Genomic DNA, 26624 nt, shown 5'->3' on the forward strand with positions numbered 1-26624 from the left:
CCGTTTTGCCGTTCGGGGCAGGCGGCGCCGTTCACGGCGATCGCGGTTTCGTTCACCATGGCGGTAAACCCTGATGAAAGGGCGCGGGCGCACAAGCGAGGCTGGAATGGAACTTGCTGTCCGTTCACCTAAAGAGAGACGCATGTCCGCCGCACTGACCCTCGAGATCCGCGACCTTGGCAGCCTGACGGCCGAGGAGCGCGCGCAGTGGAACGCCTGGGCGGCCGCGGATCCTGATCTGGCCAGTCCCTACTTCCGCGTGGAGTTCGCCCAGATCGCAGCGCGGATCAGTCCCGGCTCGGCCCTGGCGGTGTTCCGTCGCAAGGGCGAGGTGGTCGGCTATTTTCCGCACCAACGGCGGGGCGGGGCGGTGCAGCCCATCGGCGCCCCCATGAACGACTATCACGGCGTCATCGGTCCGCGGGCGGCGCGACCGACCCTGGGCGAGGTCGCCGGGATGCTCGGCGCCGCCCGCTTCAGCGTCAACGGCTGGGTGGGGCCGGCGCCGGGGGCGCTGACGGGCGAAAGCTTCCGCACCACCATCCCGCAGGAAGGGGGCTATGACGCCTGGTATGCGGCCCGTCGCCAGGCCTTCGGCAAGTACTTCAAGGATAAGGAACGCGCCCGCCGCAGCATGGCGGCGGAGTTCGGGCCGGTGGAGGCTCAGATCGGCCTTCGCGACGGGGGCTTGCTGGATGAACTGATCGCCCTGAAGCGCGAGCAGTATCGGCGGACCGGTCGTCACGACATCTTCGCCTGCGGCTGGACCCGCGACTTGCTGCACGCGCTGATGGCGGCGGAGGCCGACGACTTCGGCGCCTCGATCGCCGTGCTGACGGCCGGGGGAAGGGTGTGCGCGATGGAGTATTCGCTGCACGCCGGACGCCGGTTCCACTTCTGGTTCCCGGCCTATGTGCCGGCGCTGGCGCGTTGCTCGCCGGGCATCATGCTGAGCATGGAGACCATCCGGCTGGGGGCGGAGCAAGGCTATCGCGACTTCGACTACGGCTTCGGCGGCGAGACCTACAAGAAGTACTTCTGCGACACGGTTCAGCCGGTGGCGGAGGCGACGATCCTGAGGCCCGGCCTGTCGGCGGCCCTGGGCGGCGCGGCGGCGTCGCTGTTGAACCTCGCCGGCGCGGAGCGCGGCGAGCGCCTGCGTGCGAGCGTTCGCCGACGCTGGAACGCCATTGAGGCGTGCGAGACGACCAGCATCGATCGTCTCCGGGGCGCGGCGACGGCGGCCCGGGCCGCCCTGTCCAAGGCGGCAGGACGGACGGCGACCGCATGATGACCAAGGAGAAGGCCATGTCCGAGCGCAGCACCCGCTATCCCGGCCCGATCGGCGAGGCGGCGGTGCACCCGCACAGCCTGGTCGCCCAGGGCTTCGCCGAGGATGCGGCCCTGGCGGCCTTGCTCGACCGCTATCCGGCGGACCTGTTCGACATCAATCTGTATGACTACGACGACGAGGGGCAGGTCTCGCTGCGCACGGGTGCGCGGGGCCGTCTGGACGGGGCTCAGCTGCTGGAGGCGATCCAGCAGGGGCGGCTGTGGGTGAACCTGCGCGGCGTCGAGACGGGGTGGCCCGAACTGTGGGCGGCGGCGATGGCCGAGTTCCACAGGATTCAGGGGACCTATCCGGGGCTGAAGGCGGTGAAGAACGCCGGCCAACTGATCCTGTCGTCGCCCAAGGCGCGGGTGCCCTATCATTTCGACGCGGCGGGCGTGGTGCTGTTCCACCTGCGCGGGCGCAAGCGGATCTTCGTCTATCCGGGCGACGAGGCGCATCTGCCGGAGCGCGGCATGGAGCAGGTCGTGGCCCGCCAGACGACCGAGGAACTGCCCTATAGGCGCGCCTTCGAGGACGATGCGCGGATCATGGACCTGGAGCCGGGGCAGGCGCTGACCTGGCCGCTGTATGCGCCGCACCGGGTCGAAAACCTGGACCGGTTCTGCGTCTCCCTGTCGATGGATTTCCAGACCTGGCCGTCGCGGTTCCGCAACGGGGCCCTCTACACCAACGCCGTGATACGCAGCCGGGGCGGCTCGCCGCGCTTTACCGACCGCATGGGGCAGGGCGAGTTGGCGGTGCGATGGGCGGCCTCTCTGGCGCTGCGCCGCATGGGGGCGCTCAAGAGCCGCGTCGCGCATTTCGAACGGGACTTCGAGCCTGAGGTCGGCGCGGCCGACGGGGCCGGCGCTTTGCAGGGCTGACGGCGAAGTCCGTTTCTTACAACGGCTTCATGACCTCGATTTAAAATGACTTGGGGCCGGCGCGGGGCCACCTTCACCACAGATCAGGAGAGGGACACCGCCATGAAGATCGCCGTTCACGCCGCCGCCGCCGCCGCCGTTCTGGCCGCATTCGCCGCCGCCCAGGCCGCCGCCGCTCAGGACGCCGAGATTCGCAACGCGGTGGCCCGCGTCATCGTCATTCCCGAAGATCGCGCCGACGTCGCGGTGGAGATCACCCCCGGCTCGGCCGACCTGCCGCAACTGACCGTCGAGCGCCGGGGCGACAAGGTCCGCATCGACGGCGGCCTGGGCCGTCGCCGCAGTCTGCTGCAGTTCAACAGCAACAGTATCCGCGAGTGCAACAGCGGTCCGGCAGACGCCCGCCAGCCGGGCGAGGGCGCCACGGTTGAACTGCGGGGCCTGGGCCGCATCCGCCTGGAGGACGCACCGTTGATCGTCCTGCGCACGCCGCGCGACGTGGACGTCAGTTCGGAAAGCGGAATCTACGGCTCCATCGGCCGCGGCGCGCGCTCGGTCGATCTGGGCGCGGGCGGTTGCGGCGCCTGGACCGTGGCCAATGTCGACGGACGGATGGATATCGGCGTCGGCGGATCGGGGACGGTCAGGGCCGGCGCGTCGCGCTCCCTTGAGGCCTCGGTCGGCGGCTCGGGCTCGATCCTGGCGGGCGCGACGGGAGATCTGGAAGCCAATGTCGGCGGCTCGGGCAGCATCATGGTGGCCAGCGTGAACGGCGCAGCCGAGGTTTCCATCGGCGGTTCGGGCGACGTCGCCATTCGAGGCGGTCGCGCCTCGTCGCTGGAAGTCTCCATCGCTGGATCGGGCGACGTGCGGTTCGACGGAACTGCGAACAGCCTTGAGGCGTCGATTGCGGGATCGGGCGACGTCCGCGTCGCCGAGGTGACCGGCCCGGTGTCGCGCTCGATCGTGGGGGCGGGCGAGGTGCGTATCGGACGCTGATCCGGTCCCCTGCTGCGAGAGAAGGCCCGGGAGCGTGGAACCCCCCGGGCCTTTTTCGCGTCTGGATTACAGGGCGCGGGCCAAAGAAAGGCCCCAGCGGATCGCTCCGCCGGGGCTTCGTTTCGACCCGAAGATCGAAGGTCGTTCCTTGGCTTAGAAGCCGCGGATGACCGGCAGGCCGGCCAGGGTGCGGCCCAGGTTGGCGCCGGCGCGGTCCAGCGACTGCAGGGTGCCACCGAAGTTGTAGCGAGCGCCGATCATGAAGACGTCGGAATCGACGTCGACGTTGGCGACTTCGGTCGAGACGCGCTGATAGGTGCCGGAGACGCTGAACGGGCTGTTGGCGAACTGGTACTCGGCGCCGGCGCCGTAGGCCCAGGCGTCAACGTCGCCCAGGTCGGTGTCGATGTTGTTGTACGACACGCCAGCGTTCAGGCGCAGCGACGGGTTGACGTAGTAGGCGGCGTCGCCGCCGACGGTCCAGGCGTCAGCGCCGTCCAGGTCCGAGTAGGAGACCAGGCCGGTCAGGGTCGCCGAGGCCAGGTACTTCTGCACTTCAGCGCCGACCGTGAAGGTCTCGTCGCCGCCGAGGTCCGTGACGCCGACGAAGCCGCCGGCGCGCAGGTCCGAACCGAAGGTCTTGGTCAGGTGGGCGGCAGCGGCGGCCGTGGTGTCGTCGCCGAAGTCGCTGTCAGCATAGTTGACGGCGCCGTTGACGGTGACGGTCCATTCCGGGGCGACCTTGAAGGCGCCGACGCCGTCCAGTTGAGCGCCGTCGGTCTTGAAGCCTTCGGTGTCGGTGTGGACGTAGCCGATGCCGGCCGAGCCGACAGCGTCTTGAGCCAGAGCGGGAGCGGCGATCAGGGTCGCGGCGGCGACGGAGGCGAGGAAGACGGTTTTCATTATGATTATCCTTTTTATCGTACCGCCGGGTTCGCACCGCGGCGGGACTGCGCAGATAGGCCTCCATTCGGCCCTTTGCTGTAACGAACTTGTCATCTTTCAGCGGTTTGAGGGCGATGTTGCCGATGTGTGACGCATTGCGGCATGTTTGCGTCGCGACGCGGAGCGGCATTGCGGCAGACCCTTAACGGGGCTGTCATGTGGCCCAGTTTTCGCCTCAGACGTTAAGCGGCGACCATGATCGTGCTGCGATGTCCCCTATATATAGCGGCCGACGGGTGCGACCGGCGGCAGGGAGGGGATGAGTCTCAAACCCTTGCTACGCGGCGGTTTCAGCGCTTGACGAAAAAGGAATCGAAGGGCATAAGCGCCCCTCTTGTTGGACCGGCTGTGCATCTTCGGGTGCAGACGCGGTTCGCAGGGACGACCTAAGTTACTGTTCTTTGCAGCATTCTTGGGACTTTATGGCCTTCGCGGAGTTCTGCGTGGGCCAATCGTTTTTGCGGATTTGCGTTCCTTGGGGGCTCTGCCCCGAGGCTTCGGTCTTTGAAATGGTTCACAGGGACGCGGTTCCGACCGCTTGGGAATAACAACCGATATGGATCAAAGCATCCGCATCAGGCTCAAGGCCTTCGATCATCGCGTCCTCGACTTTTCGACGCGCGAGATCGTCAATACCGCCAAGCGCACCGGGGCGACCGTTCGTGGTCCGATCCCGCTGCCGACCCTGATCGAAAAGTTCACCGTGAACCGCTCGCCGCACGTCGATAAGAAGTCGCGTGAGCAGTTTGAAATCCGCACGCACAAGCGCGTGCTCGACATCATCGACCCCACCCCGCAAACCGTGGACGCGCTCATGAAGCTCGACCTGTCGGCCGGTGTGGACGTCGAGATCAAGATTTAAGAAAGAAAGAGGCGGGATCCGACATGCGTACGGGCGTGATCGCCAAGAAACTGGGTATGACGCGCGTCTTCGCTGAAGACGGCGCGCACATCCCGGTCACGGTTCTGCAGCTTGATGGCTGTCAGGTCGTGGGTCAGCGCACTCAAGAGCGGGACGGCTACGTCGCCCTGCAACTGGGCGCCGGAACCAAGAAGGCAAAAAACACCAACAAGGCTCAGCGCGAAGTTTTCGCCAAGGCCGAGGTTGAACCTAAGCACTATGTGACCGAGTTCCGCGTTGACGCGGAAGGTCTGCTGGACGTGGGCGCCGAACTGTCGGCCGATCACTTCCTGGCGGGCCAAAAGGTCGACATCCAGGGCGAAACCATCGGTAAGGGCTTCGCCGGCGCCATGAAGCGCTGGAACTTCGGCGGTCTGCGCGCCACCCACGGCGTGTCGGTGTCTCACCGTTCGCACGGTTCGACCGGCCAACGTCAAGATCCGGGCAAGACCTTCAAGGGCAAGAAGATGGCTGGTCACTATGGCCAGGAAGTCGTCACCCAGCAGAACCTGACCGTCGTCCGCGTGGACGCCGAGCGTGGCCTGATCCTGATCAAGGGCGCTGTCCCGGGTCACGACGGCAGCTACGTCAAGGTTCGCGACGCCGTTAAGAAGGCTCGTCCGGCTGACGCCCCGTTCCCGGGCGCCGTCAAGTCGACCAAGGCTGCTCAACCCGCTGCGACCCCGGCTGTCGAAGCGACCGAAGGCGGTGAAGCGTAATGAAACTCTCGGTCATCAAACTCGACGGCAAGGCTGCTGGCGACGTTGAGCTGTCGGAAGCCGTCTTCGGCATCTCCGACATCCGCGGCGACCTGCTGGCCCGTTACGTCAACTGGCAGCTGGCCAAGCGCCGCGCCGGTACGCACAAGGTTCAAACCCGCAACGAGAACTCTCGTACGGGCAAGAAGATGTACAAGCAAAAGGGCACTGGCGGCGCTCGTCACGGTTCGCGCCGTGCACCGCAGTTCGTCGGCGGTTCGCGCGCCTTCGGTCCGGTCGTTCGCGACCACGGCTACTCGCTGCCGAAGAAGGTCCGCGCCCTGGCTCTGCGTCACGCCCTCAGCTCGAAGGTCAAGGCCGGCGATCTGATCGTGGTCGACAGCGTTTCGGTCAAGGAAGCCAAGACGGCCTCGCTGCGCGAGACCTTCGGCAAGCTCGGCTGGACCAAGGCTCTGATCATCGCGGGTCCGGAAGTCGAAACCAACTTCGGCCTGGCCGCTCGCAACATCCCGCACATCGACGTGCTGCCGAACGCCGGCCTGAACGTCTATGACATCCTGCGGGCCGACAAACTGGTGCTGACCAAGGCGGCTGTTGAAGCCATCGAGGCGCGCTTCGCTGAGAAGGAAGCCGCATAATGGCCGCCGCTCAACCCACCGCCAAACACTACGACACCATCCTGGCTCCGATCATCACGGAAAAAGCCACGATCCTGTCGGAGCAGAACAAGGTTGTCTTCCGCGTCGCCGGCACGGCGACCAAGGACGAGATCGCTGCTGCGGTCGAAAGCCTGTTCAAAGTCAACGTCCTCAAGGTCAACACCCTGGTTCAAAAGGGCAAGACCAAGCGCTTCCGGGGCATCCTCGGTCGCCGCGTGGACATCAAGAAAGCGATCGTGACGCTGGCCGATGGTCAGTCGATCGACGTCACGACGGGGCTCTAAGCAAATGGCCTTGAAAACCTACAATCCGACGTCGCCGGGCCGCCGCGCCCTGGTGCTGGTCGACCGGTCCGAGCTCCACAAGGGCCGTCCCGAGAAGTCGCTGACCGAAGGCCTGACGAAGTCCGGCGGTCGCGGTGCTGGCGGTCGTATCGCTGTCCGCTTCCGCGGCGGCGGCGCCAAGACCCTGTATCGCAAGATCGACTTCAAGCGTCGCAAGTTCGACGCCATCGGTACGGTCGAGCGTCTGGAATACGATCCGAACCGCACGGCCTTCATCGCTCTGGTGACCTACGCCGACGGCGAGAAGACCTACATCATCGCGCCGCAACGCCTTAAGGCCGGCGACACGGTGATCGCGGGCGAAAAGACCGACGTGAAGCCGGGCAACGCCATGCCGCTCCGTTCGATGCCGGTGGGTACGATCATCCACAACATCGAAATGAAGCCGGGCAAGGGCGCTCAGCTGGCTCGTTCGGCCGGCGCCTACGCTCAGCTGGTCGGCCGCGATCAGGGCTACGCCCAGATCCGTCTCGGCTCGGGCGAGCTGCGCATGGTCCTGGACTCCTGCATGGCCACGGTGGGCGCGGTTTCGAACCCCGACCACATGAACCAGAACCTCGGCAAGGCCGGTCGCGTTCGTCACATGGGCTGGCGTCCGCACGTTCGCGGCGTCGCCATGAACCCGATCGACCACCCGCATGGTGGTGGTGAAGGCCGGACCTCTGGTGGTCGTACCCCGGTTACGCCGTGGGGCAAGGACACCAAGGGCACCCGCACCCGCAAGAACAAGGCTACGGATAAGTTCATCATCCGTACTCGCCACGTGAAGAAGGCTCGCTAAGAATGGCCCGCTCCTCCTGGAAAGGCCCGTTTGTCGACGGGTATCTGCTCAAGAAGGCCGACGCCGTTCAAACGTCGGGTCGCAAGGACGTGATCAAGACCTGGTCGCGCCGCTCCACCATCCTGCCCCAGTTCGTCGGTCTGACGTTCGGCGTCCACAACGGCCAGAAGCACGTGCCGGTGATGGTCAACGAAGACATGGTCGGCATGAAGTTTGGCGAGTTCGCTCCGACCCGGAACTTCCCGGGTCACGCAGCGGACAAGAAGGCCAAAAGGAAGTAACTGATGGCCAAGTCCAACAACCCCCGCCGCGTCGGCGCCACCGAGGCTCGCGCCAAGCTGGTCAACGTTCGCATCAGCCCTCAAAAGCTGAACCTGGTCGCCGCTTCGATCCGCGGTCTGCCGGTTCAGAAGGCGCTGAACGAGCTTGAATTCAGCCGCAAGCGCATCGCCACCGACGTCCGCAAGGTCCTGTATTCGGCCGTTTCCAACGCCGAAAACAACCACAACCTCGACATCGACAACCTGGTCGTCGCCGAGGCCTTCGTGGGCAAGAACCTGGTGATGAAGCGCTTCGCGAGCCGCGCTCGTGGTCGCTCGTCGCGCATCCTGAAACCGTTCAGCGAGATCACGATCGTGGTCCGTGAAGCCGGCGAGGCCGCCTGATGGGACAGAAAATCAATCCGGTCGGTCTGCGCCTTGGCGTGAACCGCACGTGGGACAGCCGCTGGTTCGCCGGCGGCGCCGACTACGCCCGCCTGCTGCACCAGGACCTGAAGCTGCGCACGTGGCTCAAGGAACGTCTGGTCGCCGCCGGCGTGTCGCGCATCATCATCGAGCGTCCGCACAAGAAGTGCCGCGTGACGATCTATGCCGCCCGTCCGGGCGTCGTGATCGGCAAGAAGGGCGCTGACATCGAGAAGCTCCGCAAGGACATCTCGGCTCGCACCGAAGGCGAAGTTCACCTGAACATCGTCGAAGTCCGCAAGCCGGAAACCGACGCGCAGCTGATCGCTGAAAACATCGCACAGCAACTGGAGCGCCGGATCGCCTTCCGTCGCGCCATGAAGCGTTCGATGCAGTCGGCGATGCGTCTGGGCGCCAAGGGCGTTCGGATCAACGTCTCGGGTCGCCTGGGCGGCGCTGAAATCGCTCGTATGGAGTGGTACCGCGAAGGTCGCGTGCCGCTGCACACGCTGCGCGCCGACATCGACTATGGCTTCTACGAAGCCAAGACGACCTACGGCATCATTGGCGTGAAGGTCTGGGTCTTTAAGGGTGAAGTGCTCGAGCACGACCCGATGGCTCAGGACAAGCGCTGGGCCCAGGAAGCCTCGGGTCCGTCGTCCAACGAAGGCCGTGAGCGCGGCCCCCGCGGTGATCGCGGTCCGCGCCGTGGTCGTGAGGGCTGATAGGCCATGTTGCAACCGAAAAAGACCAAGTACCGCAAGGCCTTCAAGGGCCGCATCCATGGCGCAGCCAAGGGTGGTTTCTCGCTGAACTTCGGCTCCTACGGCCTGAAGACGGTGGAACCGGAGCGCATCACTGCTCGCCAGATCGAAGCGGCTCGCCGCGCGATCACGCGTCAGATGAAGCGTCAGGGCCGCGTCTGGATCCGGGTCTTCCCGGATCTGCCCGTCACGGGCAAGCCGGCTGAAGTCCGGATGGGTAAGGGCAAGGGCGCCGTGGACCACTGGGCCGCGCGTTGCCACCCGGGCCGCATCCTGTTCGAAATCGACGGCGTGCCGGACGATGTGGCTCGCGAAGCGCTGCGCCTCGGCGCCGCCAAGCTGCCGGTCCGCACCAAGGTGGTCACCCGCCTCGACGCCGGCATTGCTCATCTCGAGGAAGCCGCCTGATGACCAAGATCGCTGATCTCCGGGGTCAAACTCCCGATCAACTGGCCGACGAGCTGCTGAAGCTCAAGAAGGAACAGTTCAACCTGCGCTTCCAGGCCGCCACCGGCCAAATGGAAAAGACCCATCGGGTCTCGGAAGTGCGCAAGGACATCGCCCGCATCTCCACGCTTCTGCGTGAGAAGCGCGCGGCGGTTTAAGGAAACACCTATGCCCAAACGTATTCTCGAAGGCGTGGTCGTGTCCGACAAGGGCGACAAGACCGTCGTCGTGAAGGTCGAGCGCACTCTGCTGCACCCGGTCCTGAAAAAGACGGTTCGCCTGTCCAAGAAGTACCACGCTCACGATGAGGCCAACGGCCTCAAAGTCGGCGACCTCGCGCGCATCGTCGAGTGCGCCCCCAAGTCCAAGCTGAAGCGTTGGGAAGTCGTTTCCCCCGCCTCGGCTTCCTAAAGAAAAGGATCGGATCCCATGATCCAGATGCAAACTAACCTGGAGGTGGCCGATAACTCGGGCGCTCGCCGGGTCATGTGCATCAAGGTGTTGGGCGGCTCTAAGCGCCGCTACGCCTCGGTGGGCGACACTATCGTCGCCTCGGTGAAGGAAGCTATCCCGCGCGGCCGCGTGAAGAAGGGCGACGTTGTTCGCGCCATCGTCGTGCGCACCGCCAAGGACATCCAGCGCAAGGACGGCTCGGTCATTCGTTTTGACAAGTCGGCTGCCGTCATCGTCAACAAGCAGAACGAGCCTGTCGGCACGCGGATTTTCGGCCCGGTTCCCCGCGAACTGCGCGCCAAGAACCACATGAAGATCATCTCGCTGGCTCCGGAGGTCCTGTAACATGGCCGCCAAGATCAAAAAGGGCGACAAAGTCGTCGTCCTGACCGGCAAGGACAAGGGTCGCACCGGCCAGGTGCTCCGCGTCCTCCCGACCGAAAACCGCGTCGTCGTGCAAGGCGTCAACATGGTTCAGCGCCACACGCGCCCGACCCAGGCTGACCCGCAAGGCGGCATCAAGAACAAGGAAGCCTCGCTTCACCTGTCGAACGTCGCGATCGCCGACGCCAACGGCAAGGCGACCCGCGTCGGCTTCAAGGTCGAAGGCGACGCCAAGGTGCGCTTCGCCAAGACCACGGGAGATGTCATCTAATGGCTGACACCAAGTACACGCCGCGTCTCAAGACTGAATATCAGGCCCGCATCCGTGCAGCCCTGAAGGAACAGTTCGGCTACACCAACGAGATGCAGATCCCCAAGCTGGACAAGATCGTCCTGAACATGGGTATCGGTGAAGCTGTCGCCGACTCCAAGAAGGCCAACGCGGCCCTCAAGGACCTGACGGCCATCGCCGGCCAGAAGGCTGTCGCCACCAAGGCCCGTAACTCCATCGCCGGCTTCAAGCTGCGCGAAGGCATGGTCATCGGCGGCAAGGTCACGCTGCGCGGCGCCCAGATGTACGAGTTCCTCGACCGCTTCATCACGATCGCGCTGCCGCGCGTGAAGGATTTCCGTGGTCTGAAGGGCACCTCGTTCGACGGTCGCGGCAACTACGCCACGGGTCTGAAGGAACACATCGTGTTCCCCGAGATCAACTACGACCAGATCGATCAGATGTGGGGCATGGACATCGTCGTCTGCACCACGGCCAAGACCGATGAGGAAGCCAAGGCTCTCCTCACCGAGTTCAAGTTCCCGTTCATCAAGAACTGAGCGGGAAGGGAAGAGAACAATGGCTAAGAAAAGCGCCGTAAACCGTAACGAAGCCGTCAAGGCCCTGGTTGCGAAGTATGCCGCGAAGCGGGCCGCCCTCAAGGCGACCGCCAACGATGAAAGCCTGCCGCTGGAGGAGCGCTTCGACGCGCGCCTGAAGCTGGCCGAGCTGCCGCGCAACTCCGCCCCGACCCGCATTCGCAACCGTTGCGAAGTCACGGGCCGTCCGCGGGCCTTCTACCGCAAGCTCAAGATGAGCCGGATCGCCATGCGCGAACTGGGCAACCTGGGGCAAATCCCCGGCCTGACCAAGTCGAGCTGGTAAGGGGAGCGAACAGATATGATGATCAACGATCCCCTGAGCGACATGATCGCTCGCATCAAGAACGCGGCGACCCGCAAGCGTTCCAAGGTGCTGACCCCGGCCTCGCGTCTGCGCCAGCGCGTCCTCGACGTGCTGCAGGACGAAGGCTACATCCGCGGCTATTCGCTGGTTCAAAACCCCGGCGAGTTCCCGCAGTTCGAGATCGAGCTGAAGTACTTCGACGGCCAGCCGGTGATCGCTGAGATCGCTCGCGTGTCGAAGCCCGGCCGCCGCGTCTACTCGGCCATCAACGATCTGAAGCCGATCAAGAACGGCCTCGGCATCTCGATCCTTTCGACTTCGAAGGGCGTCATGTCCGACGCCAACGCCCGCGACGCTAACGTCGGCGGCGAAGTCCTCTGCAGGGTCTACTGATATGTCCCGTATTGGCAAGAAAACCATCGCTGTGCCGAAGGGCGTGACTGTCACGCTCGACGGCCAGACCGTCTCGGTCAAGGGTCCCAAGGGCGAACGCACCTGGACCGTGGCCGACGAAATCGAAGTCACCCAGGGCGAAGAGGGTCTGTCGCTGACCCCGCGTTCGGACACGCCTCGCGCTCGCGCGATGTGGGGTCTGTCGCGCACCCTGGTCGACAACATGGTTGTCGGCGTCACCGACGGCTTCGAGAAGACCCTGGAACTGGTCGGCGTGGGTTACCGCGCCGCCCTGAAGGGGCAGGCTCTGTCGCTGCAGCTCGGCTTCTCGCATGAAGTCGACGTCGCGCCGCCGGCCGGCATCACCTTCGTCGTGCCGAAGCAGACCGAGATCAAGATCTCGGGCAATGACAAGCAAGTCGTTGGCGAAATCGCCGCCACCATCCGCAAGCTGCGTCCGCCGGAGCCCTACAAGGGCAAGGGCGTGCGCTATCAGGGCGAGACCGTCCGGCGCAAGGAAGGCAAGAAGAAGTAAGTCATGGCTCTTTCTCTGCAACAACAAGCCAAGCGCCGCGCCGAACGCAACCGTCGTCGCCTCAAGGCTGTCGCCAACGGTCGTCTGCGTCTGTCGGTCTTCCGTTCGGACAAGAACATCTCGGCTCAGATCATCGACGACGCCCAGGGCGTCACGGTGGCCGCCGCCTCGTCGCTGGAAGGCGGCAAGGGCTCGAAGGGTTCGGACGTCGCCGCAGCTGCTCTCATCGGCAAGCTGATCGCCGAACGCGCCATCGAGAAGGGCGTCAAGGACGTCGTCTTCGACCGCGGCGGCTACATCTATCACGGCCGCGTCAAGGCGCTGGCGGAGGCCGCGCGTGAAGCCGGCCTGAACTTCTAAGGGATCGAGAAGCATGGCTCGTGAACCCCAACGCGGACAAGGTGGTCAGAACCGCGACCGCCGCGACCGTAACGCTCCCGCTGTCGACGGCCCGGATTCGGACATCGTCGAAAAGCTGGTGCACATCAACCGCGTCGCCGCCACCGTTAAGGGCGGACGTCGTTTCTCGTTCGCGGCCCTGATGGTCGTGGGCGACGGCAAGGGCCGGGTCGGCTTCGGTCATGGCAAGGCGCGTGAAGTGCCGGAAGCCATCCGCAAGGCGACTGAAGAAGCCAAGAAGACCATGATCCGCGTTCCGCTCCGCGAGAACCGCACCCTGCACCATGACGGCAACGGCCGTTGGGGCGCTGGCAAGATCATGATGCGCGCTGCCCCTCCCGGCACCGGCGTCATCGCCGGCGGTCCGATGCGTGCGGTCCTCGAAACCCTCGGCGTCCAGGACGTCGTGGGCAAGTCGACCGGCTCGTCGAACCCCTACAACATGATCCGCGCGACCTTCGAAGCTCTGAAGGTTCAATCGTCGCCGCGTCAGGTTGCTTCGAAGCGTGGCAAGAAGGTCGCTGACCTGATGGGCCGCCGCAACGACGGCGCCTCGGCGCCCGAAGCTGTCGAGGGCTGATAGACATGGCCAAGAACGAAAAAGCCACCGTCACGGTTCGCCAAACGGCTAGCCCGATCCGCCGCAAGGCTGATCAGCGCGCCACCCTGGCGGGTCTGGGTCTGAACCGCATCGGCCGTGAGTCGACGCTGGAAGACACCCCTTCGGTTCGTGGGATGATCGCCAAGGTCGCCCACATGCTGGTAGTGGTCGAAAAATAAGCTGGTGCGCCCTCTCCCGATCCCGGGGGAGGGCGTTTCGCTTTTGAAGAAGCATCTTGCGATGCTGCGACGGGCCGCTTAGAAGCGGCCTTCAATTTTTCCAACGCCGAGTCAGAGCCGCCTGGCGGCCTGGCGCTAGAACCCGAAAGGATCAGGCATATGAAACTGAACGAAATCCGCGACAACGAAGGCGCCCACAAGAAGCGCATGCGTGTCGGCCGCGGCCCGGGTTCGGGCAAGGGCAAGACCGCCGGTCGCGGCGTCAAGGGTCAGAAGTCGCGTTCGGGCGTCGCCATCGGCGGCTTCGAAGGCGGTCAAATGCCGCTGTACATGCGTATGCCGAAGCGCGGCTTCAACAACGCCAACGCTCTGAAGCTGGCCGAAGTGAACCTGTGGCGCGTGCAAGAAGCCATCGACGCCGGCAAGCTGGACGCCAAGGCTGAGATCAACGGCGCCGCCCTGGTGGCCGCCGGCGTGATCCGTCGCGTCAAGGACGGCGTCCGCGTGCTGGGCGAAGGCGAACTGAAGGCCAAGCTGAACCTGGTCGTGTGGTCGGCCTCGGCCGGCGCCGTCAAGGCCATCGAAGCCGCCGGCGGTTCGGTCGAGCAGCAGCGCATCGCCGCTGAAGCCAAGGCCGCTGCTCGCGTCGAGAAGCGCAACGCCGCCAAGGGCAAGGCTCCGGCTCCCAAGGCTCCGCTGGGCGACGCCAACAAGATCTCGGCCCGCGCCAAGCGCGCTGCAGCCAAGGCCTAAATCGATATCGTCATCCTGTGCGGGCGTCGCTGATGCGGCGCTCGCCGGGATTGTCCGCACCGGGATGACGAAAATCATGAAAGCGGCCCTCGCAAGAGCGCCGCTTTCCGCCTATCTGACGACGGGCATAGTCGTGGGGACCGCCTAATGGCTTCGGCCGCTGAACAACTCGCCGCCAATATGAACATGGGCTCGTTCGCGAAAGCGACCGAGCTGCATAAACGCCTGCTGTTCACGCTGGGCGCGCTGCTGGTCTATCGGATCGGCACCTATGTTCCGATTCCGGGCATCAATTCCGAGGCCTTCCTGGCCTTCTTCCAGAACCCTGATGGCCAGCGCGGCATCCTGGACATGTTCAACATGTTCTCGGGCGGCGCGGTCGAGCGGATGGCCGTCTTCGCGCTGAACGTGATGCCGTACATCTCGGCCTCGATCATCGTGCAGCTGATGGGCGCGGTTTACCCGCCCTGGGAGAAGCTGAAGAAGGAAGGCGGCGAAAGCGGCCGCAAGCAGCTGAACCAGTACACCCGTTACCTGACGGTGTTCCTGGCCCTGGCCCAGTCCTTCGGCATCGCCGCGGGTCTGAACGCCCAGGCCGGCCTGATCGATTCCCCCGGGATCTTCTTCATCATTTCGACGGTCACGACCCTGACCGGCGGCACCATGTTCCTGATGTGGCTGGGCGAGCAGGTGACGGCGCGCGGCGTCGGCAACGGCATCTCGCTGATCATCTTCGCCGGCATCGTGGCGGTTCTGCCCGCCACCATCGCCCGCCTGCTGGGCCTGGCCCAGCAAGGGCAGATGTCGGTCTTCGCCCTGCTGTTCATCGCCGTCCTGGCCGTGGCCACGATCGTCTTCATCGTCTTCATGGAGCGCGCCCAGCGCCGTCTTCTGATCCAGTATCCGAAGCGCCAGGAAGGCAACCGCATGACGGGCGGCGAGCGTTCGTTCCTGCCGCTGAAGGTGAACACCGCCGGCGTCATTCCGGCCATCTTCGCCTCGTCGCTGCTGATGCTGCCGACGACGGTGGCCACCTTCACCGCCAACGCCAACCTTCCCGAGTGGATGAGCTGGCTGCCTCTGGTGACGGCGCAGCTGACGCACGGCCAACCGCTGTTCATGATCCTGTATGCGCTCCTGATCGTCTTCTTCTGCTTCTTCTACACCTCGATCACCTTCAATCCCGAAGACACGGCCGAGAACCTGCGCAAGTACGGCGGCTTCCTGCCGGGCATCCGTCCGGGCAAGCGCACGGCCGAGTATCTGGACTATGTGCTGACGCGCCTGACGGTGATCGGCGCCGCCTACATCACCGCGGTCTGCCTGCTGCCCGAGTTCCTGGTCAGCAGCATGGGCAACAGCCTGTACTTCGGAGGAACGTCTATCTTGATCGTGGTCTCGGTCACGATGGACACTGTGGCCCAGATTCAGTCCCAACTGCTGGCGCACCAGTACGAAGGCCTGATCAAGAAGGCCAAGCTGCGTGGTCGTGGCCGGGGCGGCTCCGCCCCCGCCCGCCGCTGATGATCGGGTAGGGGAGCCCGTACGATGAACCTGATCCTGTTCGGGCCGCCCGCGGCCGGCAAGGGCACGCAAGCCAAGCGGCTGGTCGAAGAGCGCGGCATGATCCAGCTCTCGACCGGCGACATGCTGCGCGCGGCCATCGCCTCGGGCTCGGAGCTGGGCCTGAAGGTCAAGGACGTCCTGGCGCGCGGCGACCTCGTCACCGACGAGATCGTCATCGCCCTGATCGAAGACCGCCTGCCTGAGGCCGAGGCCGCCGGCGGCGCCATCTTCGACGGCTTCCCGCGCAACGTGGCCCAGGCCGAAGCCCTGGACGCCATGCTGGCCAAGCGCGGCGCCAAGATCGACCGCGTCGTCCGCCTCAAGGTGGACGACCAGGCCCTGACCGAGCGCATCGGCAAGCGTTTCGCCGAGCAGGGCCGTCCGGACGATAATCCGGAGACCTTCAAGGACCGTCTGGCCGTCTACAACCGCCAGACCGCCCCGCTGCTTCCCTATTACGAAGCCCAGGGCAAGCTGACCGAGATCGACGGCATGGGCGACATCGCCACGGTCGCCGCCGCCATCGACGGCGCTCTCGCCTGACACGCCTGATCTGAAGCGGCGTTCGGGCGTTGAAGTCCGGACGACCGCATTCAGGAGGCGCTCTTGACCGACAGACCGACGACGCGCCGCCGCATCCTGGCGCGCTCCAGCGTCGCAGGCGTCGTCGGTCTGATCCATCTCGGCCTCTTTGCGCTGCTGGGGCAGGTGCAGGCCGAGCGGCGCTTCACGCCGCCCAATCCAACGATCTTTGTGGATCTCGTGCGGCCGGAACCTGTCCCCGAGCCGCCTCCGCCTCCGCCGCCTCCGCGCACGCCGTCTCCGACCGCAGGCGGCGGGGCGCCCTCCGCGCCCTCGATCGTGCGGCCTGCGCGGCCCAGACCTGTTCAGCCACCTCCCGAGATCACGGCGCCGTCGCGTCCGGCGCCGGAGCAGCCGCTGGTGATCGGCGTCGCGCCGTCGCCGTCGCCCACGCTGGGGCCTGGCCAGGGCGGGCAGGGCGCCGGGCAGGGCGGAGGAATCGGTTCGGGCGTGGGGCGCGGCGCCGGCGATGGTCGGTTCCGTCTGTTGCGCGGTCCGACGATGGGCGAGTTGCGCCGTCTTCATCCGCCCGCCGCCTTTCGCCAGAGGGCAGGGGGGCGGGCCGTCCTGTCCTGCCGGATCCGCCTCGACACGCGGCTGGAGGGCTGTCGTGTGGTCGAGGAAACCCCGCCCGGCATGGGATTCGGCCAGGCCGCCCTTGAGGCGTCAGCCTATTTCCGGTTCCAGCCGCCCACGCGCGACGGCGCGCCGGTGGACGGGCAGGAGGTCCCTGTGGCCGTGCTCTGGCCCTAAGGCGGGGGGCATCGGGACGCTTCGTGCGCGCCTTCAGAGGGCGGCATTGACGGAAATAGAATCCCCTGTATAAGAACGGCCTTCCGCGAAGGGCGCACACGCTCCTGGTCTGTTGACCGGAGCGGTTTCTGCGTCTGAAAACGCGTATCTGGAGATTCTCGTGGCCCGTATCGCTGGCGTCAACATTCCGACCAACAAGCGCGTCGAAATCGCGCTTCAGTACATCCATGGCATCGGCGCGCACGCCGCCAAGGAAATCACCGCAAAGGTCGGCATCGAGCCGGCTCGCCGCGTGAACCAGCTGACGGACGCTGAAGTCCTGTCGATCCGCGAAACGATCGACAAGGACCACACCGTCGAGGGCGACCTGCGCCGCGAGACGTCGATGAACATCAAGCGTCTGATGGACCTGGCCTGCTACCGCGGCCTGCGTCACCGTAAGGGCCTGCCGGTCCGCGGTCAGCGCACGCACACCAACGCCCGCACCCGCAAGGGTCCGGCCAAGCCGATCGCCGGCAAGAAGAAGTAAGAGAGGGCTGATCGATGGCCAAGGAACCGGGTCGCGTAAAGAAGCGCGAGCGCAAGAACATCACGTCGGGCGTCGCCCACGTGAACGCCTCCTTCAACAACACCATGATCACGATCACGGACGCTCAAGGGAATGCTATTTCCTGGTCGTCGGCCGGTCACATGGGCTTCAAGGGTTCGCGTAAGTCGACCCCGTACGCCGCCCAGATGGCCGCCGAAGACGCGGGCAAGAAGGCTGCTGAGCACGGCGTGAAGACGCTGGAAGTCAACGTCTCGGGTCCGGGTTCCGGCCGTGAGTCGGCTCTGCGCGCCCTTCAGGCCGTCGGCATGACGATCACCACCATTCGCGACGTCACCCCGATGCCGCACAATGGTTGCCGTCCGCCGAAGCGCCGCCGCGTCTAAGCGAACCGACTACCCCTTTTCCCGCCGGTTCCGGCTGCCCTGAACGTGAGGGCGCGGAGCCGGCGAAACCCGTTCGAGGGACTCTATGATCGAAAGAAACTGGCAAGAGCTGATCCGTCCCGAGAAGCCGCAAGTCGAGGGCGGCTCCGACCCGCTGCGCAAGGCGCGTCTGGTCGCTGAGCCTCTCGAGCGTGGTTTCGGTGTGACGCTCGGCAACGCGCTTCGTCGCGTTCTGCTGTCCTCGCTGCAAGGCGCGGCGGTCACGGCCATCCAGATCGACGGCGTGGTCCACGAGTTCTCGTCGCTGGAAGGCGTTCGTGAGGACGTGGTCGACATCGTCCTGAACATCAAGCAACTGGCGCTGCGCATGCACGCCGAAGGCCCCAAGCGCATGACTCTGCGCGCCACGGGCCCCGGCGTCGTCACGGCTGGCCAGATCGAAGTCCCGGCTGACATCGAGGTTCTGAACCCCGACCACGTCATCTGCACCCTGGACGACGGCGCTTCGGTGCGCATGGAACTGACTGTCCAGAACGGCAAGGGCTACGTCGCCGCCGAACTGAACCGTCCGGAAGACGCGCCGATCGGCCTGATCGCCGTCGACGCCCTGTACTCGCCGGTCAAGCGCGTCGCCTATCGCGTCGAGCCGACCCGTCAGGGCCAGTCGATGGATTACGACAAGCTGATCCTGGAAGTTGAAACCAACGGTGCCGTCTCGCCGGTTGACGCGGTGGCTTACGCCGCCCGCATCCTGCAAGACCAGCTGCAGATCTTCATCACCTTCGACGAGCCGACCAAGGCGGTTGAGGCAACGGACGGCAAGCCCGACCTGCCCTTCAACCCGGCCCTGCTCAAGAAGGTCGACGAACTGGAGCTGTCGGTCCGCTCGGCCAACTGCCTGAAGAACGACAACATCGTCTACATCGGCGACCTGATCCAGAAGACCGAGGGCGAAATGCTTCGCACCCCGAACTTCGGCCGCAAGTCGCTGAACGAGATCAAGGAAGTTCTCGCGACGATGGGCCTGTCGCTCGGCATGGACGTGCCGAACTGGCCGCCCGAAAACATCGAAGATCTGGCCAAAAAGTTCGACGACCAGATCTGATCATCAACCCTCCGCCCAGCGCCCTTCGGGGCGCGGATGGGGCGGTTAGAATGAAAAGGCCCCAGGTCCCGCCCCTCAGATAGGGCCGGAAACCAGGGTTGAGTAGGAGAGACCCCGATGCGCCACGGCGCCGCTTACCGCAAGCTCGGCCGTACGGTCAGCCACCGCCAAGCCATGTTCGCCAACATGGCCGCCTCGCTGATCAAGCACGAGCAGATCACGACCACCCTGCCGAAGGCGAAGGAACTGCGTCCTTTCGTCGAGAAGCTGGTCACGCTGGCTAAAAAGGGCGACCTGCACGCTCGTCGTCAGGCCATCAGCGCCGTCCGCGACGTGCCGCAAGTCGGCAAGCTGTTCGAAACGATCGGCCCGCGCTACGCCGAACGTTCGGGCGGTTACATCCGCATCATGAAGGCCGGCTTCCGTCACGGCGACAACGCCGCGATGGCCGTGATCGAGTTCGTCGACCGCGACACCGCCGCCAAGGGCCTGGACTCCGGTCCGGTCTATGCGATCGAAGGCGACGAAGCCTGATAGGCTTCACCGTTTCCGGTGTATGACAAAGAGGGCGGCGGGTTTCGGACCTGCCGCCCTTTTTGATGTTGGGGGCGAGCGATGGACGACGCGATCGAGACCCTGGCGGGCCGGCGGGTGTTCGTCTGCGCCAGCGACGGTCCGCGCCTGGAAGGCGAGGCCGACGCGCTGGACCTGATGGGGCGGCTGTGGGGGCAGGAGGCCGACTGGGTGGCCGTGCCGACCGCGCGTCTGGCCGAGGACTTCCTTCGGTTGAAAACGGGCGTGCTGGGCGCGGTCGTGCAGAAGTTCGTCAACTATCGCCTGAAGCTGGCCGTGGTCGGGGACATCGCGGCCCCTGTGGCGGCCAGCGACGCCCTGCGCGACTTCGTCCGAGAGGCGAATGCAGGTGCCCATGTCTGGTTCGTCGCCGATCTGGCCGAGCTGGAACAGCGATTGGCTCGCTCGGTCGGCTGATCCGTTGCCAGCGGCGGGCCTTGCCGCGATACAGGCCCCATGACCACGTTTCGAGATCAGATCGTCGCCTTCACCCCGGCCCATCGGGACGCTTGGAAGCGGCTGAACACGGACTGGCTGGTGGCGGGCGGCTTCGCTCTGGAAGCCAAGGACCATCTGACCCTAGACGATCCCGAGGGCCAGATCCTGAACCGTGGCGGCCATATCTTCCTTGCCGAGCGGGACGGCGTGCCGGTCGGCTGCTGCGGCCTGATCGCCATGGCGGACGGCGGCTATGAGGTCACGAAGATGACCGTGCAGCCCGAGGCGCGGGGCGGCGGGCTGGCGTTGCGGCTGCTGGAGGCCTGCGAGGCGGCGGCCCGGGCCGCGGGCGCGCACCGCCTCTATCTGGAGACCAGTTCGACGCTGGCGCCGGCGCTGGCCCTCTATGCTCGCTTCGGCTTCGTAGCCCTGCCGCCGCAGCCGACGCCCTATGCGCGCTGCGACGTGTGGATGGAGAAGCGGCTCTAGGTTCTCGACCTGACCGCTATTCCTTCGACAGGTCCTGACGGCTGAACCAGGCGATGGCGGCGGCCAGGGGGGCGAAGGTCCACAGGGCCAGGCTGGCGATGGCCTTGATCAGCATGCCGTCAGGCAGGGCGGCGGCCTCCATGCCGCCCTTGATCAGGGTCTTGAGCGTGTCGAACGCCAGTGCAGGCATCAGCAGTTGCGTCAGCCAGTCGCCCGGCTCCAGCCCCAGTACGGGCGCGAGCGGACCGCCGAGGAAGAACTGGCCCACGCCCAGCACCAGGGGGATGAAGAGGGCCGCCAGCAACGACCGGGTCACGGTGGCGGCCAGCAGACTGATCATCAGGAACTGCACCACCCGCACGAAGGAGAGCAGGAACAGCAGGGCGAACTGGCCTGCTTCGGCGCCGCTGAAGGTGAAGGTCAACGGCCGGGCGAAGACCATGCTCTGGGCCACGTCCGAGACAGAACCGATCAGCAGGTAGGTCAGCATGGCGGCCAGGGCCAGAAGCTTCAGCACCCCGACCTTGCCCAGCAGCAGGTTCGGCCGGCTGTTGCGGGCGCTGATCAGCCGCCATGTCTCCCAGCGATAGTCGCCGGCATACAGGGTGGCGGCGCCGATCAGCAGGAAGGCGAGGATGGCGGGATTGGCCAAGTCGCCGGCGTTGCTGACCAGCGATGCGCCGAGATCCAGAGGCCCGCCGCTCGACATTTCGGGGGGCAGTTCGCGACCGTTCACCTTCACCGACTTCGATTTGACCAGGAAGAAGCTGAGGATCGAAATCGCCAGCCCGACGACCGGCACGAAGAAGACGCTCCAGAAGACCGCGGTGCGGTTCCGAAACAGGCGATAGGATTCGGAGCGGATGGCGTCAGCCAGCATGGAGGGCCTCCCGGACCTGAGCATCGGTGCGCGCGGGGCCGGTCTCGGCCATGAAGACGCTTTCCAGATCGGCGCCGACCCAGCGGGCCTCGTCGATGTCCACGCCCTGTTCGATCAGGGCGCGCAGCAGGGTGGGGCCTTCGGCGCGCGGGATGGCGGCCAGAACGGCGTCGCCGTCCAGCGACCCCTTGTCGCCCAGAACGCCCATGATCCGAGCCAGGGGCGTAGCCGCCAGGCGCAGGCGCTCGCCGGACGCGGTCAGTTCGCTGACCTTGCCCTCGGCGGCCAGCTTGCCGCGATTGAATATGGCCACGCGGTCGCAGACGCGCTGGACCTCGAGCAGTTGGTGGCTGGCCAGGATGATGGTCACGCCGTCGTCGTCGGCCAGGCTGCGGATCAGGGCGCGCATCTCCTGAATGCCGGGCGGGTCCATGCCGCTGGTCGGTTCATCCAGGATGACGAGGTCCGGCTTGGTCATCAGGGCGGCGGCGACGCCGAGGCGCTGCAACATGCCGACCGAGAAGCCGCGCACCTTGCGGTTGGCGGCCTCGGTCAGGCCGACCCGGTCCAGCCAGGCCTCGATGGCGGCGTCTTTTCCCATGCCGTGCGCCAGCGCCAGCCATTCCAGCACCTGACGCGCTGTCATGTAGGGCGGGAAGCGCGGCGTCTCGATCATGGAGCCGATGCGCCGCATGACGGCGGGATCGCCCGCGTGCTGGCCCAGCACCCGGACCTCTCCGGCGGTAGGCCTGATCAGGCCCAGCAGGATGCGGAACAGGGTGGACTTGCCGGCGCCGTTTGGGCCCAGCACGCCGTAAACCCCGCCGCGCGGGATGCTCAGGCTCAGCCCGTCCAGGGCGCGCACGGCGCCATAGGTCTTGGTCAGGCCGGTCGTTTCGATAACAGCGGTCATACGGCGGAGCTTGGCCCGGTGGGGATAAGCCGACAAGCCGTCTTCTGCCTGTCGTAGATTAAGCTTAGGCAATCTTCCCGAAGTCGCTTCGGAGTTCCCCATGTTTTCTCGCGTCGCGGGCCTGTGTCTGGCCCTGCTCCTGAGCGCCTGCGCCACGACGCCGGTTCAGGCCCCCGAGCCGCAGGTCGCTGTTGAGCGCCCGCTGGTCATGCTGGTCTCCATCGACGGGTTCCGCGCTGACTATATGGATCGGGGGATTACGCCGAATCTGTCGCGGCTGGCGGGCGAGGGGGCGACGGGGCCGATGCGGCCGTCCTTCCCCAGCGTGACCTTCCCCAACCACTATACCCTGGTGACGGGCCTGCATCCCGACCACCACGGCATCGTCGGCAACAACATGGTCGACGCCGAACTGGGCCGGTTTTCGCTGAGCAACAAGCAGGCCGTCACCGACCGCCGCTGGTGGGATCAGGGCGAGCCGATCTGGGTCTCCGCCGAGAAGGCGGGAATGAAGACCGCCACCATGTTCTGGCCGGGTTCGGAAGCCGATATTCGCGGGGTGCGCCCGACCTACTGGACCACATTCGACCAAGGCATGCCCGGCGACGCGCGCGTGGACCGCGTGCTGCAATGGATGGACCTGCCGTCGGATCAGCGGCCGCAACTGACCACCCTCTATTTCGACATCGTCGACACCCAGGGCCATCACAACGGGCCCGACGCGCCCGAGACCGCCGAGGCCATCCGTTCGGTCGACGCCTCCATCGGCCGGCTGGTCGAGGGGCTGAAGGCGCGCGGCCTGTATGAGCGCACTGTGCTGGTGATCGTGTCCGATCACGGCATGGCCGCGACCTCGCCCGAGCGCGTGACCTGGATCGACGACCTGATCGACCCGGCGGCGATCCAGATCATCTATTCCGGCGCCGTGACCTTCCTGAACCCGGTCGCCGGTCGCGAGGCCGAGGTCGAGGCGGCGCTGCTGGGTTCGCGCCCGCATCTGGATTGCTGGAGAAAGAGCGAGATCCCGGCCCGCTTCGTCCTGGGCTCCAACCCACGCGTCTCGGCCATCGTCTGCGCGTCCGAGCCGGGCTGGACCTTTACGACACGGGCGCGTCCCATGAACAAGCCGGGCGGGGCGCACGGCTATGACAACGCCTCGCCGGACATGGCGGCCATCTTCATCGCCCACGGGCCGGGCGTGGTTCAGGGGCGGCGGCTGCGTGATCTGGACAGCGTGGACGTGCAGCCCTTCCTGGCGCGTCTGCTGGGCGTGGACGCGCCGCGCGGCGACGGTCGGGCGGAGGATACGCTGCCGGTGACGACGCGCTGATCCTTCTCGTCATCACGGCCGAAGCCTCGCGCAGCGAGGCGCAGAGCCGGGACCGCCCAAGGCGCTGACGGTGCCGCTTCTTGCGGTCCCGGATAGCCCTGCGGGCTTCCGGGATGACGAGGGGGAGAGGAACTCGCGGGAGGTCACGCTCGTTTGATCGCCACGCGCAACCTCTGCCTTGCTCGGCCTTGATCCGGTCGAAAAGCCGGGGCCGAATAGGCTGGCGCTTAAGCTTTCCGAACAAGACCGGGACGAGATGAAGACTTCCAGACTGGCCATCGCCGCCGCCCTGATGCTGTCCGCCTGCGGCCAGCCGCAACCATCCAAGGCGCAGGAAGGGGTCTTCGCCGAACAGCCGCGTCAGGCCCCGCGCGACGCCGGGGTGATGAAGGCCAGCTTCGCCCCCGTGGTGCGCGAGGCGGCGCCGGCCGTGGTCAATATCTCGGCTTTGCGACGCGAGCGGGCCGATCCGTACTGGACGATGTTTACCGGACAGACGGTTCGTCAGTCCGGCTCCATCGGCTCGGGCGTCATCGTGCGCGCCGACGGGGTGGTGGTGACGAACAACCACGTCATCGAGAACATGCAGCAGATCCGCGTCACCCTGAATGACCGACGCGAATACGCCGCCAAGGTGCTGCTGGCGGACTCGCGCTCCGACATCGCCGTGCTGCAGTTGGAGGGCGTCGAGGGCAGCTTGCCGGTCCTGCGCATCGACGATCAGGAGGAGCAGCAGGTCGGCGACCTGGTCCTGGCCATAGGCAACCCCTTCGGCGTCGGCCAGACCGTGACGACGGGGATCATCTCGGCGCTGAACCGGACCGAGACGGGGATCAGCGATTCCGGCTCCTTCATCCAGACCGACGCGGCCATCAACCCCGGCAACTCCGGCGGGGCGCTGGTCGACATGGACGGCGACCTGATCGGCATCAACACCGCCATCTTCTCGCGCACAGGCTCCTCGACCGGGGTGGGTTTCGCGGTGCCGGCGACGATGGTGAAGCGGGTGGTCGATTCGGCCGCCGGCGGGGCCAAGGCCGTGGTGCGGCCCTGGCTGGGGGTGAAGGGCGACACCGTCAGCGCCGACATCGCCCGTAGCCTGGGTCTGTCGCGGCCGCAGGGCCTGATCATCACCGAGGTCTATCCGCAGGGACCGGGCGCGCGCGCCGGGCTGGAGCAGGGCGACGTCGTCACCGCCATCGACGGGGCCGAGATCAATGATCAGGGCGGGCTGAACTTCCGCGTCGGCACCCGCTCGCCGAACGACACGGTGGCCGTGACCATCCTGCGCGACGGCAAGACCCAGACTCTGAACGCGCGCGTCTCGACCCTGCCGGGCGAGGCTGAGCCGGGGCAGGGCGCGACCGTGGGGCAGGGGGCGCTGGCGGGTCTGCAAGGCGTGGCGCTGAATCCGGCGCTGGCCGACCGCCTCGGCGGCGATCCCTTCACCAGCGGCGTGGTGGTGACGGGCCTGCAGCGCAACAGCATCCCGGCCCGCATCGGCCTACGTCCCAACGACCTGATCGTTCAGGTGGACGGTCGCCCGGCGACCTCGGTCGCGGCCCTGGGCCGAGCGCAGCGCGGGTCGGAACTGACCATCGTGCGCGGCGGCCGCAAGCTGACGGGGCGGTTGCCGTAGAGAAGCGGCCTTTCCTCCCCACTTGTGGGGAGGGGGACCGCGCAGCGGTGGAGGGGGCGACACAGCGATCAACCGTCGAGTCGCCCCCTCCGTCACGTCGCCTTCGGCGCCGCGCCACCTCCCCATGACATGGGGAGGAAAGGCTCGTCAGCCCTTGCCCGGGCCGATGATGGGCCAGACGTGGCCGTAGGGATCGCGCAGCTTGCCGTGGCGGCCGTAGAACTCGTCGGCGGGCGGTCGCAGGGCGGTCGCGCCGGCCTGGATGGCGCGGTCGAACCAGCGGTCCACGTCGTCGACCGACAGATTCACCGAACTGGTCGTGCCGCCCAGGGTCTCGGGCGATGCCGTGCCGATGATCTCGGCCATCTCCGGGAACTCGTCGGACAGCATCAGCGAGCCGCCGTTCAGGCTGAGGGTGGCGTGGCCCAGGCGGCCGTCGTCCATGTCGTAACGCTCGACCACCTCGGCGCCGAAGGCGCGAGCATACCAGTCCAGCGCCTCTGGACCGCGATTGACCATCAGATAGGGGCTGAGCGGCGGATAGGCGGTGTCTGACATCTTGTGCGTCTCCTTTTCTGCGAGACTGAGTTTATCCCTTCTTCGGGCCGCCGATGGACCAGGTGTGGCCGAAGGGATCGCGGACCTGGCCGTAGCGGTCGCCCCAGAACTGGTCTTCCAGCGGCATGACCGGGACGGCGCCCGCCACCAGGGCGCGGTTCCACCATTCGTCGGGATCATCGACCTGAAGGTGCAGGGTCACGCCCTTGGGGGTGATGTCGGCCTCGCCGGTCCATTCGGGGAATTCGTCGGCCAGCATGACGCTGGCCCCGTTGATCTTGAGGTGGGCGTGCATCAGCCGCTCGCCGTCCTCGGCGGGCATCCGCATCATCTCCTCGGCGCCGAAGGCCCGGCCGTAGAATTCGATCGCCGCCAGACCGCCGCGCGACGGAATGGTCAGATGCGGCGTGACGCCGTCGGCGGGTCCCTGGTTCGGCTGGGCTTCGGACATGGTTCCTCCGTTCGGGCCGATAGTAGTGCGTGTAATCGGCTGAACGAACGCCTATCTCTGCCGTTCCCCAATCCTTGT

40 protein-coding genes are annotated in these 26624 nt (G+C 66.1%); 35 read left to right on the top strand and 5 right to left on the bottom strand.

Annotated features, from left to right (window positions below):
* Positions 1 to 142 precede the first annotated feature (142 nt).
* The 3 genes from AC3IS2_RS04335 (at position 143) to AC3IS2_RS04345 (ending at position 3216) form a co-directional block, all read left to right on the top strand.
* Positions 143 to 1291: a GNAT family N-acetyltransferase gene (locus tag AC3IS2_RS04335; RefSeq protein WP_489199435.1), complete on the top strand. Its 1149-nt coding sequence runs from the start codon at positions 143 to 145 to the stop codon at positions 1289 to 1291.
* 17 nt (positions 1292 to 1308) lie between these two features.
* Positions 1309 to 2217 (top strand): transcriptional regulator, encoded by a 909-nt coding sequence (locus AC3IS2_RS04340; RefSeq protein ID WP_489199436.1) that lies wholly within the window; start codon positions 1309 to 1311, stop codon positions 2215 to 2217.
* A gap of 102 nt (positions 2218 to 2319) precedes the next feature.
* Positions 2320 to 3216 (top strand): GIN domain-containing protein, encoded by an 897-nt coding sequence (locus tag AC3IS2_RS04345; protein ID WP_489199437.1) that lies wholly within the window; start codon positions 2320 to 2322, stop codon positions 3214 to 3216.
* A gap of 153 nt (positions 3217 to 3369) precedes the next feature.
* On the opposite strand, the gene AC3IS2_RS04350 is transcribed toward AC3IS2_RS04345, so the two are convergent.
* A complete protein-coding gene (locus AC3IS2_RS04350; RefSeq protein ID WP_489199438.1) occupies positions 3370 to 4119 on the bottom strand; it encodes a porin in 750 nt (249 codons plus the stop codon).
* A 598-nt stretch (positions 4120 to 4717) separates the two neighbouring features.
* On the opposite strand from AC3IS2_RS04350, the gene rpsJ reads away from it, so the two are divergent.
* The 30 genes from rpsJ to AC3IS2_RS04500 all read left to right on the top strand — a co-directional run bounded on the left by rpsJ (position 4718) and on the right by AC3IS2_RS04500 (position 20775).
* On the top strand, positions 4718 to 5023 hold the full coding sequence (gene rpsJ, locus AC3IS2_RS04355) for a 30S ribosomal protein S10 (RefSeq protein WP_105563630.1): 306 nt from the start codon (positions 4718 to 4720) through the stop codon (positions 5021 to 5023).
* Between the two features lie 23 nt (positions 5024 to 5046).
* Positions 5047 to 5781: a 50S ribosomal protein L3 gene (gene rplC / locus AC3IS2_RS04360; protein ID WP_489199440.1), complete on the top strand. Its 735-nt coding sequence runs from the start codon at positions 5047 to 5049 to the stop codon at positions 5779 to 5781.
* Entirely contained in the window at positions 5781 to 6419 is a 639-nt protein-coding gene (gene rplD, locus AC3IS2_RS04365) for a 50S ribosomal protein L4 (RefSeq protein ID WP_105563632.1), read from the top strand. The genes rplC and rplD overlap by 1 nt, the downstream gene beginning before the upstream one ends.
* The gene (locus AC3IS2_RS04370) at positions 6419 to 6724 is read left to right on the top strand and encodes a 50S ribosomal protein L23 (RefSeq protein ID WP_105563633.1); all 306 of its coding nucleotides are present in this window, start codon (positions 6419 to 6421) and stop codon (positions 6722 to 6724) included. The genes rplD and AC3IS2_RS04370 overlap by 1 nt, the downstream gene beginning before the upstream one ends.
* Before the next feature lie 4 nt (positions 6725 to 6728).
* Complete coding sequence (gene rplB / locus AC3IS2_RS04375) at positions 6729 to 7565, top strand: 50S ribosomal protein L2 (RefSeq protein WP_296175986.1); 837 nt, start codon at positions 6729 to 6731, stop codon at positions 7563 to 7565.
* A gap of 2 nt (positions 7566 to 7567) precedes the next feature.
* Positions 7568 to 7846, top strand: a complete 279-nt coding sequence (rpsS, locus tag AC3IS2_RS04380; RefSeq protein ID WP_184272436.1) for a 30S ribosomal protein S19 — start codon at positions 7568 to 7570, stop codon at positions 7844 to 7846.
* A gap of 3 nt (positions 7847 to 7849) precedes the next feature.
* Positions 7850 to 8230: a 50S ribosomal protein L22 gene (gene rplV, locus AC3IS2_RS04385; protein ID WP_105563636.1), complete on the top strand. Its 381-nt coding sequence runs from the start codon at positions 7850 to 7852 to the stop codon at positions 8228 to 8230.
* Positions 8230 to 8976: a 30S ribosomal protein S3 gene (gene rpsC, locus AC3IS2_RS04390; protein WP_431564613.1), complete on the top strand. Its 747-nt coding sequence runs from the start codon at positions 8230 to 8232 to the stop codon at positions 8974 to 8976. The genes rplV and rpsC overlap by 1 nt, the downstream gene beginning before the upstream one ends.
* Before the next feature lie 6 nt (positions 8977 to 8982).
* Positions 8983 to 9423: a 50S ribosomal protein L16 gene (rplP, locus tag AC3IS2_RS04395; protein ID WP_431564612.1), complete on the top strand. Its 441-nt coding sequence runs from the start codon at positions 8983 to 8985 to the stop codon at positions 9421 to 9423.
* Positions 9423 to 9620 carry a 50S ribosomal protein L29 gene (rpmC, locus tag AC3IS2_RS04400; protein WP_489199441.1) on the top strand — a complete coding sequence of 66 codons (198 nt, stop codon included), beginning with the start codon at positions 9423 to 9425 and terminating at the stop codon, positions 9618 to 9620. Before rplP ends, rpmC begins: the two co-directional genes overlap by 1 nt.
* A gap of 10 nt (positions 9621 to 9630) precedes the next feature.
* Positions 9631 to 9873 (top strand): 30S ribosomal protein S17, encoded by a 243-nt coding sequence (gene rpsQ / locus AC3IS2_RS04405; protein WP_489199442.1) that lies wholly within the window; start codon positions 9631 to 9633, stop codon positions 9871 to 9873.
* Positions 9874 to 9891: 18 nt separating this feature from the next.
* A complete protein-coding gene (rplN, locus tag AC3IS2_RS04410; RefSeq protein WP_021698481.1) occupies positions 9892 to 10260 on the top strand; it encodes a 50S ribosomal protein L14 in 369 nt (122 codons plus the stop codon).
* 1 nt (position 10261) lies between these two features.
* Positions 10262 to 10570 (top strand): 50S ribosomal protein L24, encoded by a 309-nt coding sequence (gene rplX / locus AC3IS2_RS04415; protein ID WP_489199443.1) that lies wholly within the window; start codon positions 10262 to 10264, stop codon positions 10568 to 10570.
* Positions 10570 to 11130: a 50S ribosomal protein L5 gene (rplE, locus tag AC3IS2_RS04420; RefSeq protein WP_489199444.1), complete on the top strand. Its 561-nt coding sequence runs from the start codon at positions 10570 to 10572 to the stop codon at positions 11128 to 11130. Before rplX ends, rplE begins: the two co-directional genes overlap by 1 nt.
* Before the next feature lie 19 nt (positions 11131 to 11149).
* On the top strand, positions 11150 to 11455 hold the full coding sequence (gene rpsN / locus AC3IS2_RS04425; RefSeq protein WP_431564608.1) for a 30S ribosomal protein S14: 306 nt from the start codon (positions 11150 to 11152) through the stop codon (positions 11453 to 11455).
* A gap of 15 nt (positions 11456 to 11470) precedes the next feature.
* Entirely contained in the window at positions 11471 to 11869 is a 399-nt protein-coding gene (gene rpsH, locus AC3IS2_RS04430; protein WP_114818612.1) for a 30S ribosomal protein S8, read from the top strand.
* Between the two features lies 1 nt (position 11870).
* Positions 11871 to 12404: a 50S ribosomal protein L6 gene (gene rplF / locus AC3IS2_RS04435; RefSeq protein WP_489199445.1), complete on the top strand. Its 534-nt coding sequence runs from the start codon at positions 11871 to 11873 to the stop codon at positions 12402 to 12404.
* A gap of 3 nt (positions 12405 to 12407) precedes the next feature.
* Entirely contained in the window at positions 12408 to 12764 is a 357-nt protein-coding gene (gene rplR / locus AC3IS2_RS04440) for a 50S ribosomal protein L18 (protein ID WP_207826423.1), read from the top strand.
* Between the two features lie 13 nt (positions 12765 to 12777).
* Entirely contained in the window at positions 12778 to 13383 is a 606-nt protein-coding gene (gene rpsE, locus AC3IS2_RS04445) for a 30S ribosomal protein S5 (protein WP_207826425.1), read from the top strand.
* A 5-nt stretch (positions 13384 to 13388) separates the two neighbouring features.
* Positions 13389 to 13583 carry a 50S ribosomal protein L30 gene (gene rpmD, locus AC3IS2_RS04450; protein WP_489199446.1) on the top strand — a complete coding sequence of 65 codons (195 nt, stop codon included), beginning with the start codon at positions 13389 to 13391 and terminating at the stop codon, positions 13581 to 13583.
* A gap of 159 nt (positions 13584 to 13742) precedes the next feature.
* Complete coding sequence (gene rplO, locus AC3IS2_RS04455) at positions 13743 to 14336, top strand: 50S ribosomal protein L15 (protein WP_489199447.1); 594 nt, start codon at positions 13743 to 13745, stop codon at positions 14334 to 14336.
* 147 nt (positions 14337 to 14483) lie between these two features.
* Entirely contained in the window at positions 14484 to 15860 is a 1377-nt protein-coding gene (gene secY, locus AC3IS2_RS04460) for a preprotein translocase subunit SecY (RefSeq protein ID WP_489199448.1), read from the top strand.
* Positions 15861 to 15884: 24 nt separating this feature from the next.
* The gene (locus AC3IS2_RS04465; RefSeq protein WP_489199449.1) at positions 15885 to 16445 is read left to right on the top strand and encodes an adenylate kinase; all 561 of its coding nucleotides are present in this window, start codon (positions 15885 to 15887) and stop codon (positions 16443 to 16445) included.
* A gap of 63 nt (positions 16446 to 16508) precedes the next feature.
* Positions 16509 to 17237, top strand: coding sequence for an energy transducer TonB (locus tag AC3IS2_RS04470; RefSeq protein ID WP_489199450.1), 729 nt, complete (start codon positions 16509 to 16511; stop codon positions 17235 to 17237).
* Positions 17238 to 17397: 160 nt separating this feature from the next.
* On the top strand, positions 17398 to 17766 hold the full coding sequence (gene rpsM, locus AC3IS2_RS04475) for a 30S ribosomal protein S13 (RefSeq protein WP_489199451.1): 369 nt from the start codon (positions 17398 to 17400) through the stop codon (positions 17764 to 17766).
* A 14-nt stretch (positions 17767 to 17780) separates the two neighbouring features.
* Entirely contained in the window at positions 17781 to 18170 is a 390-nt protein-coding gene (gene rpsK, locus AC3IS2_RS04480; RefSeq protein ID WP_292096022.1) for a 30S ribosomal protein S11, read from the top strand.
* Positions 18171 to 18255: 85 nt separating this feature from the next.
* A complete protein-coding gene (locus AC3IS2_RS04485; protein WP_441456041.1) occupies positions 18256 to 19275 on the top strand; it encodes a DNA-directed RNA polymerase subunit alpha in 1020 nt (339 codons plus the stop codon).
* Between the two features lie 117 nt (positions 19276 to 19392).
* Positions 19393 to 19809 (top strand): 50S ribosomal protein L17, encoded by a 417-nt coding sequence (gene rplQ, locus AC3IS2_RS04490; RefSeq protein ID WP_292036869.1) that lies wholly within the window; start codon positions 19393 to 19395, stop codon positions 19807 to 19809.
* An 81-nt stretch (positions 19810 to 19890) separates the two neighbouring features.
* Entirely contained in the window at positions 19891 to 20265 is a 375-nt protein-coding gene (locus tag AC3IS2_RS04495; protein WP_489199453.1) for a DUF4180 domain-containing protein, read from the top strand.
* A gap of 39 nt (positions 20266 to 20304) precedes the next feature.
* Complete coding sequence (locus AC3IS2_RS04500; protein WP_489199454.1) at positions 20305 to 20775, top strand: GNAT family N-acetyltransferase; 471 nt, start codon at positions 20305 to 20307, stop codon at positions 20773 to 20775.
* Between the two features lie 16 nt (positions 20776 to 20791).
* Here AC3IS2_RS04500 and AC3IS2_RS04505 read toward each other — a convergent pair whose 3' ends face one another.
* Entirely contained in the window at positions 20792 to 21655 is an 864-nt protein-coding gene (locus AC3IS2_RS04505) for a hypothetical protein (RefSeq protein WP_489199455.1), read from the bottom strand.
* A complete protein-coding gene (locus tag AC3IS2_RS04510) occupies positions 21645 to 22568 on the bottom strand; it encodes an ABC transporter ATP-binding protein (RefSeq protein ID WP_489199456.1) in 924 nt (307 codons plus the stop codon). The genes AC3IS2_RS04505 and AC3IS2_RS04510 overlap by 11 nt, the downstream gene beginning before the upstream one ends.
* 100 nt (positions 22569 to 22668) lie before the next feature.
* Here AC3IS2_RS04510 and AC3IS2_RS04515 point away from each other — a divergent pair, with 100 nt between their 5' ends.
* Together AC3IS2_RS04515 and AC3IS2_RS04520 are read left to right on the top strand one after the other, a co-directional pair.
* Positions 22669 to 23898: an alkaline phosphatase family protein gene (locus tag AC3IS2_RS04515; protein WP_489199457.1), complete on the top strand. Its 1230-nt coding sequence runs from the start codon at positions 22669 to 22671 to the stop codon at positions 23896 to 23898.
* Between the two features lie 256 nt (positions 23899 to 24154).
* Positions 24155 to 25537: a trypsin-like peptidase domain-containing protein gene (locus AC3IS2_RS04520; RefSeq protein WP_489199458.1), complete on the top strand. Its 1383-nt coding sequence runs from the start codon at positions 24155 to 24157 to the stop codon at positions 25535 to 25537.
* A 147-nt stretch (positions 25538 to 25684) separates the two neighbouring features.
* Here the strand turns inward: AC3IS2_RS04520 and AC3IS2_RS04525 are convergent, their stop codons facing one another.
* The gene (locus AC3IS2_RS04525; protein WP_489199459.1) at positions 25685 to 26095 is read right to left on the bottom strand and encodes a VOC family protein; all 411 of its coding nucleotides are present in this window, start codon (positions 26093 to 26095) and stop codon (positions 25685 to 25687) included.
* A gap of 31 nt (positions 26096 to 26126) precedes the next feature.
* Positions 26127 to 26546 carry a VOC family protein gene (locus tag AC3IS2_RS04530; RefSeq protein WP_489199460.1) on the bottom strand — a complete coding sequence of 140 codons (420 nt, stop codon included), beginning with the start codon at positions 26544 to 26546 and terminating at the stop codon, positions 26127 to 26129.
* Positions 26547 to 26624: the final 78 nt, after the last annotated feature.

Source organism: Brevundimonas sp. KH_025, assembly GCF_057839885.1.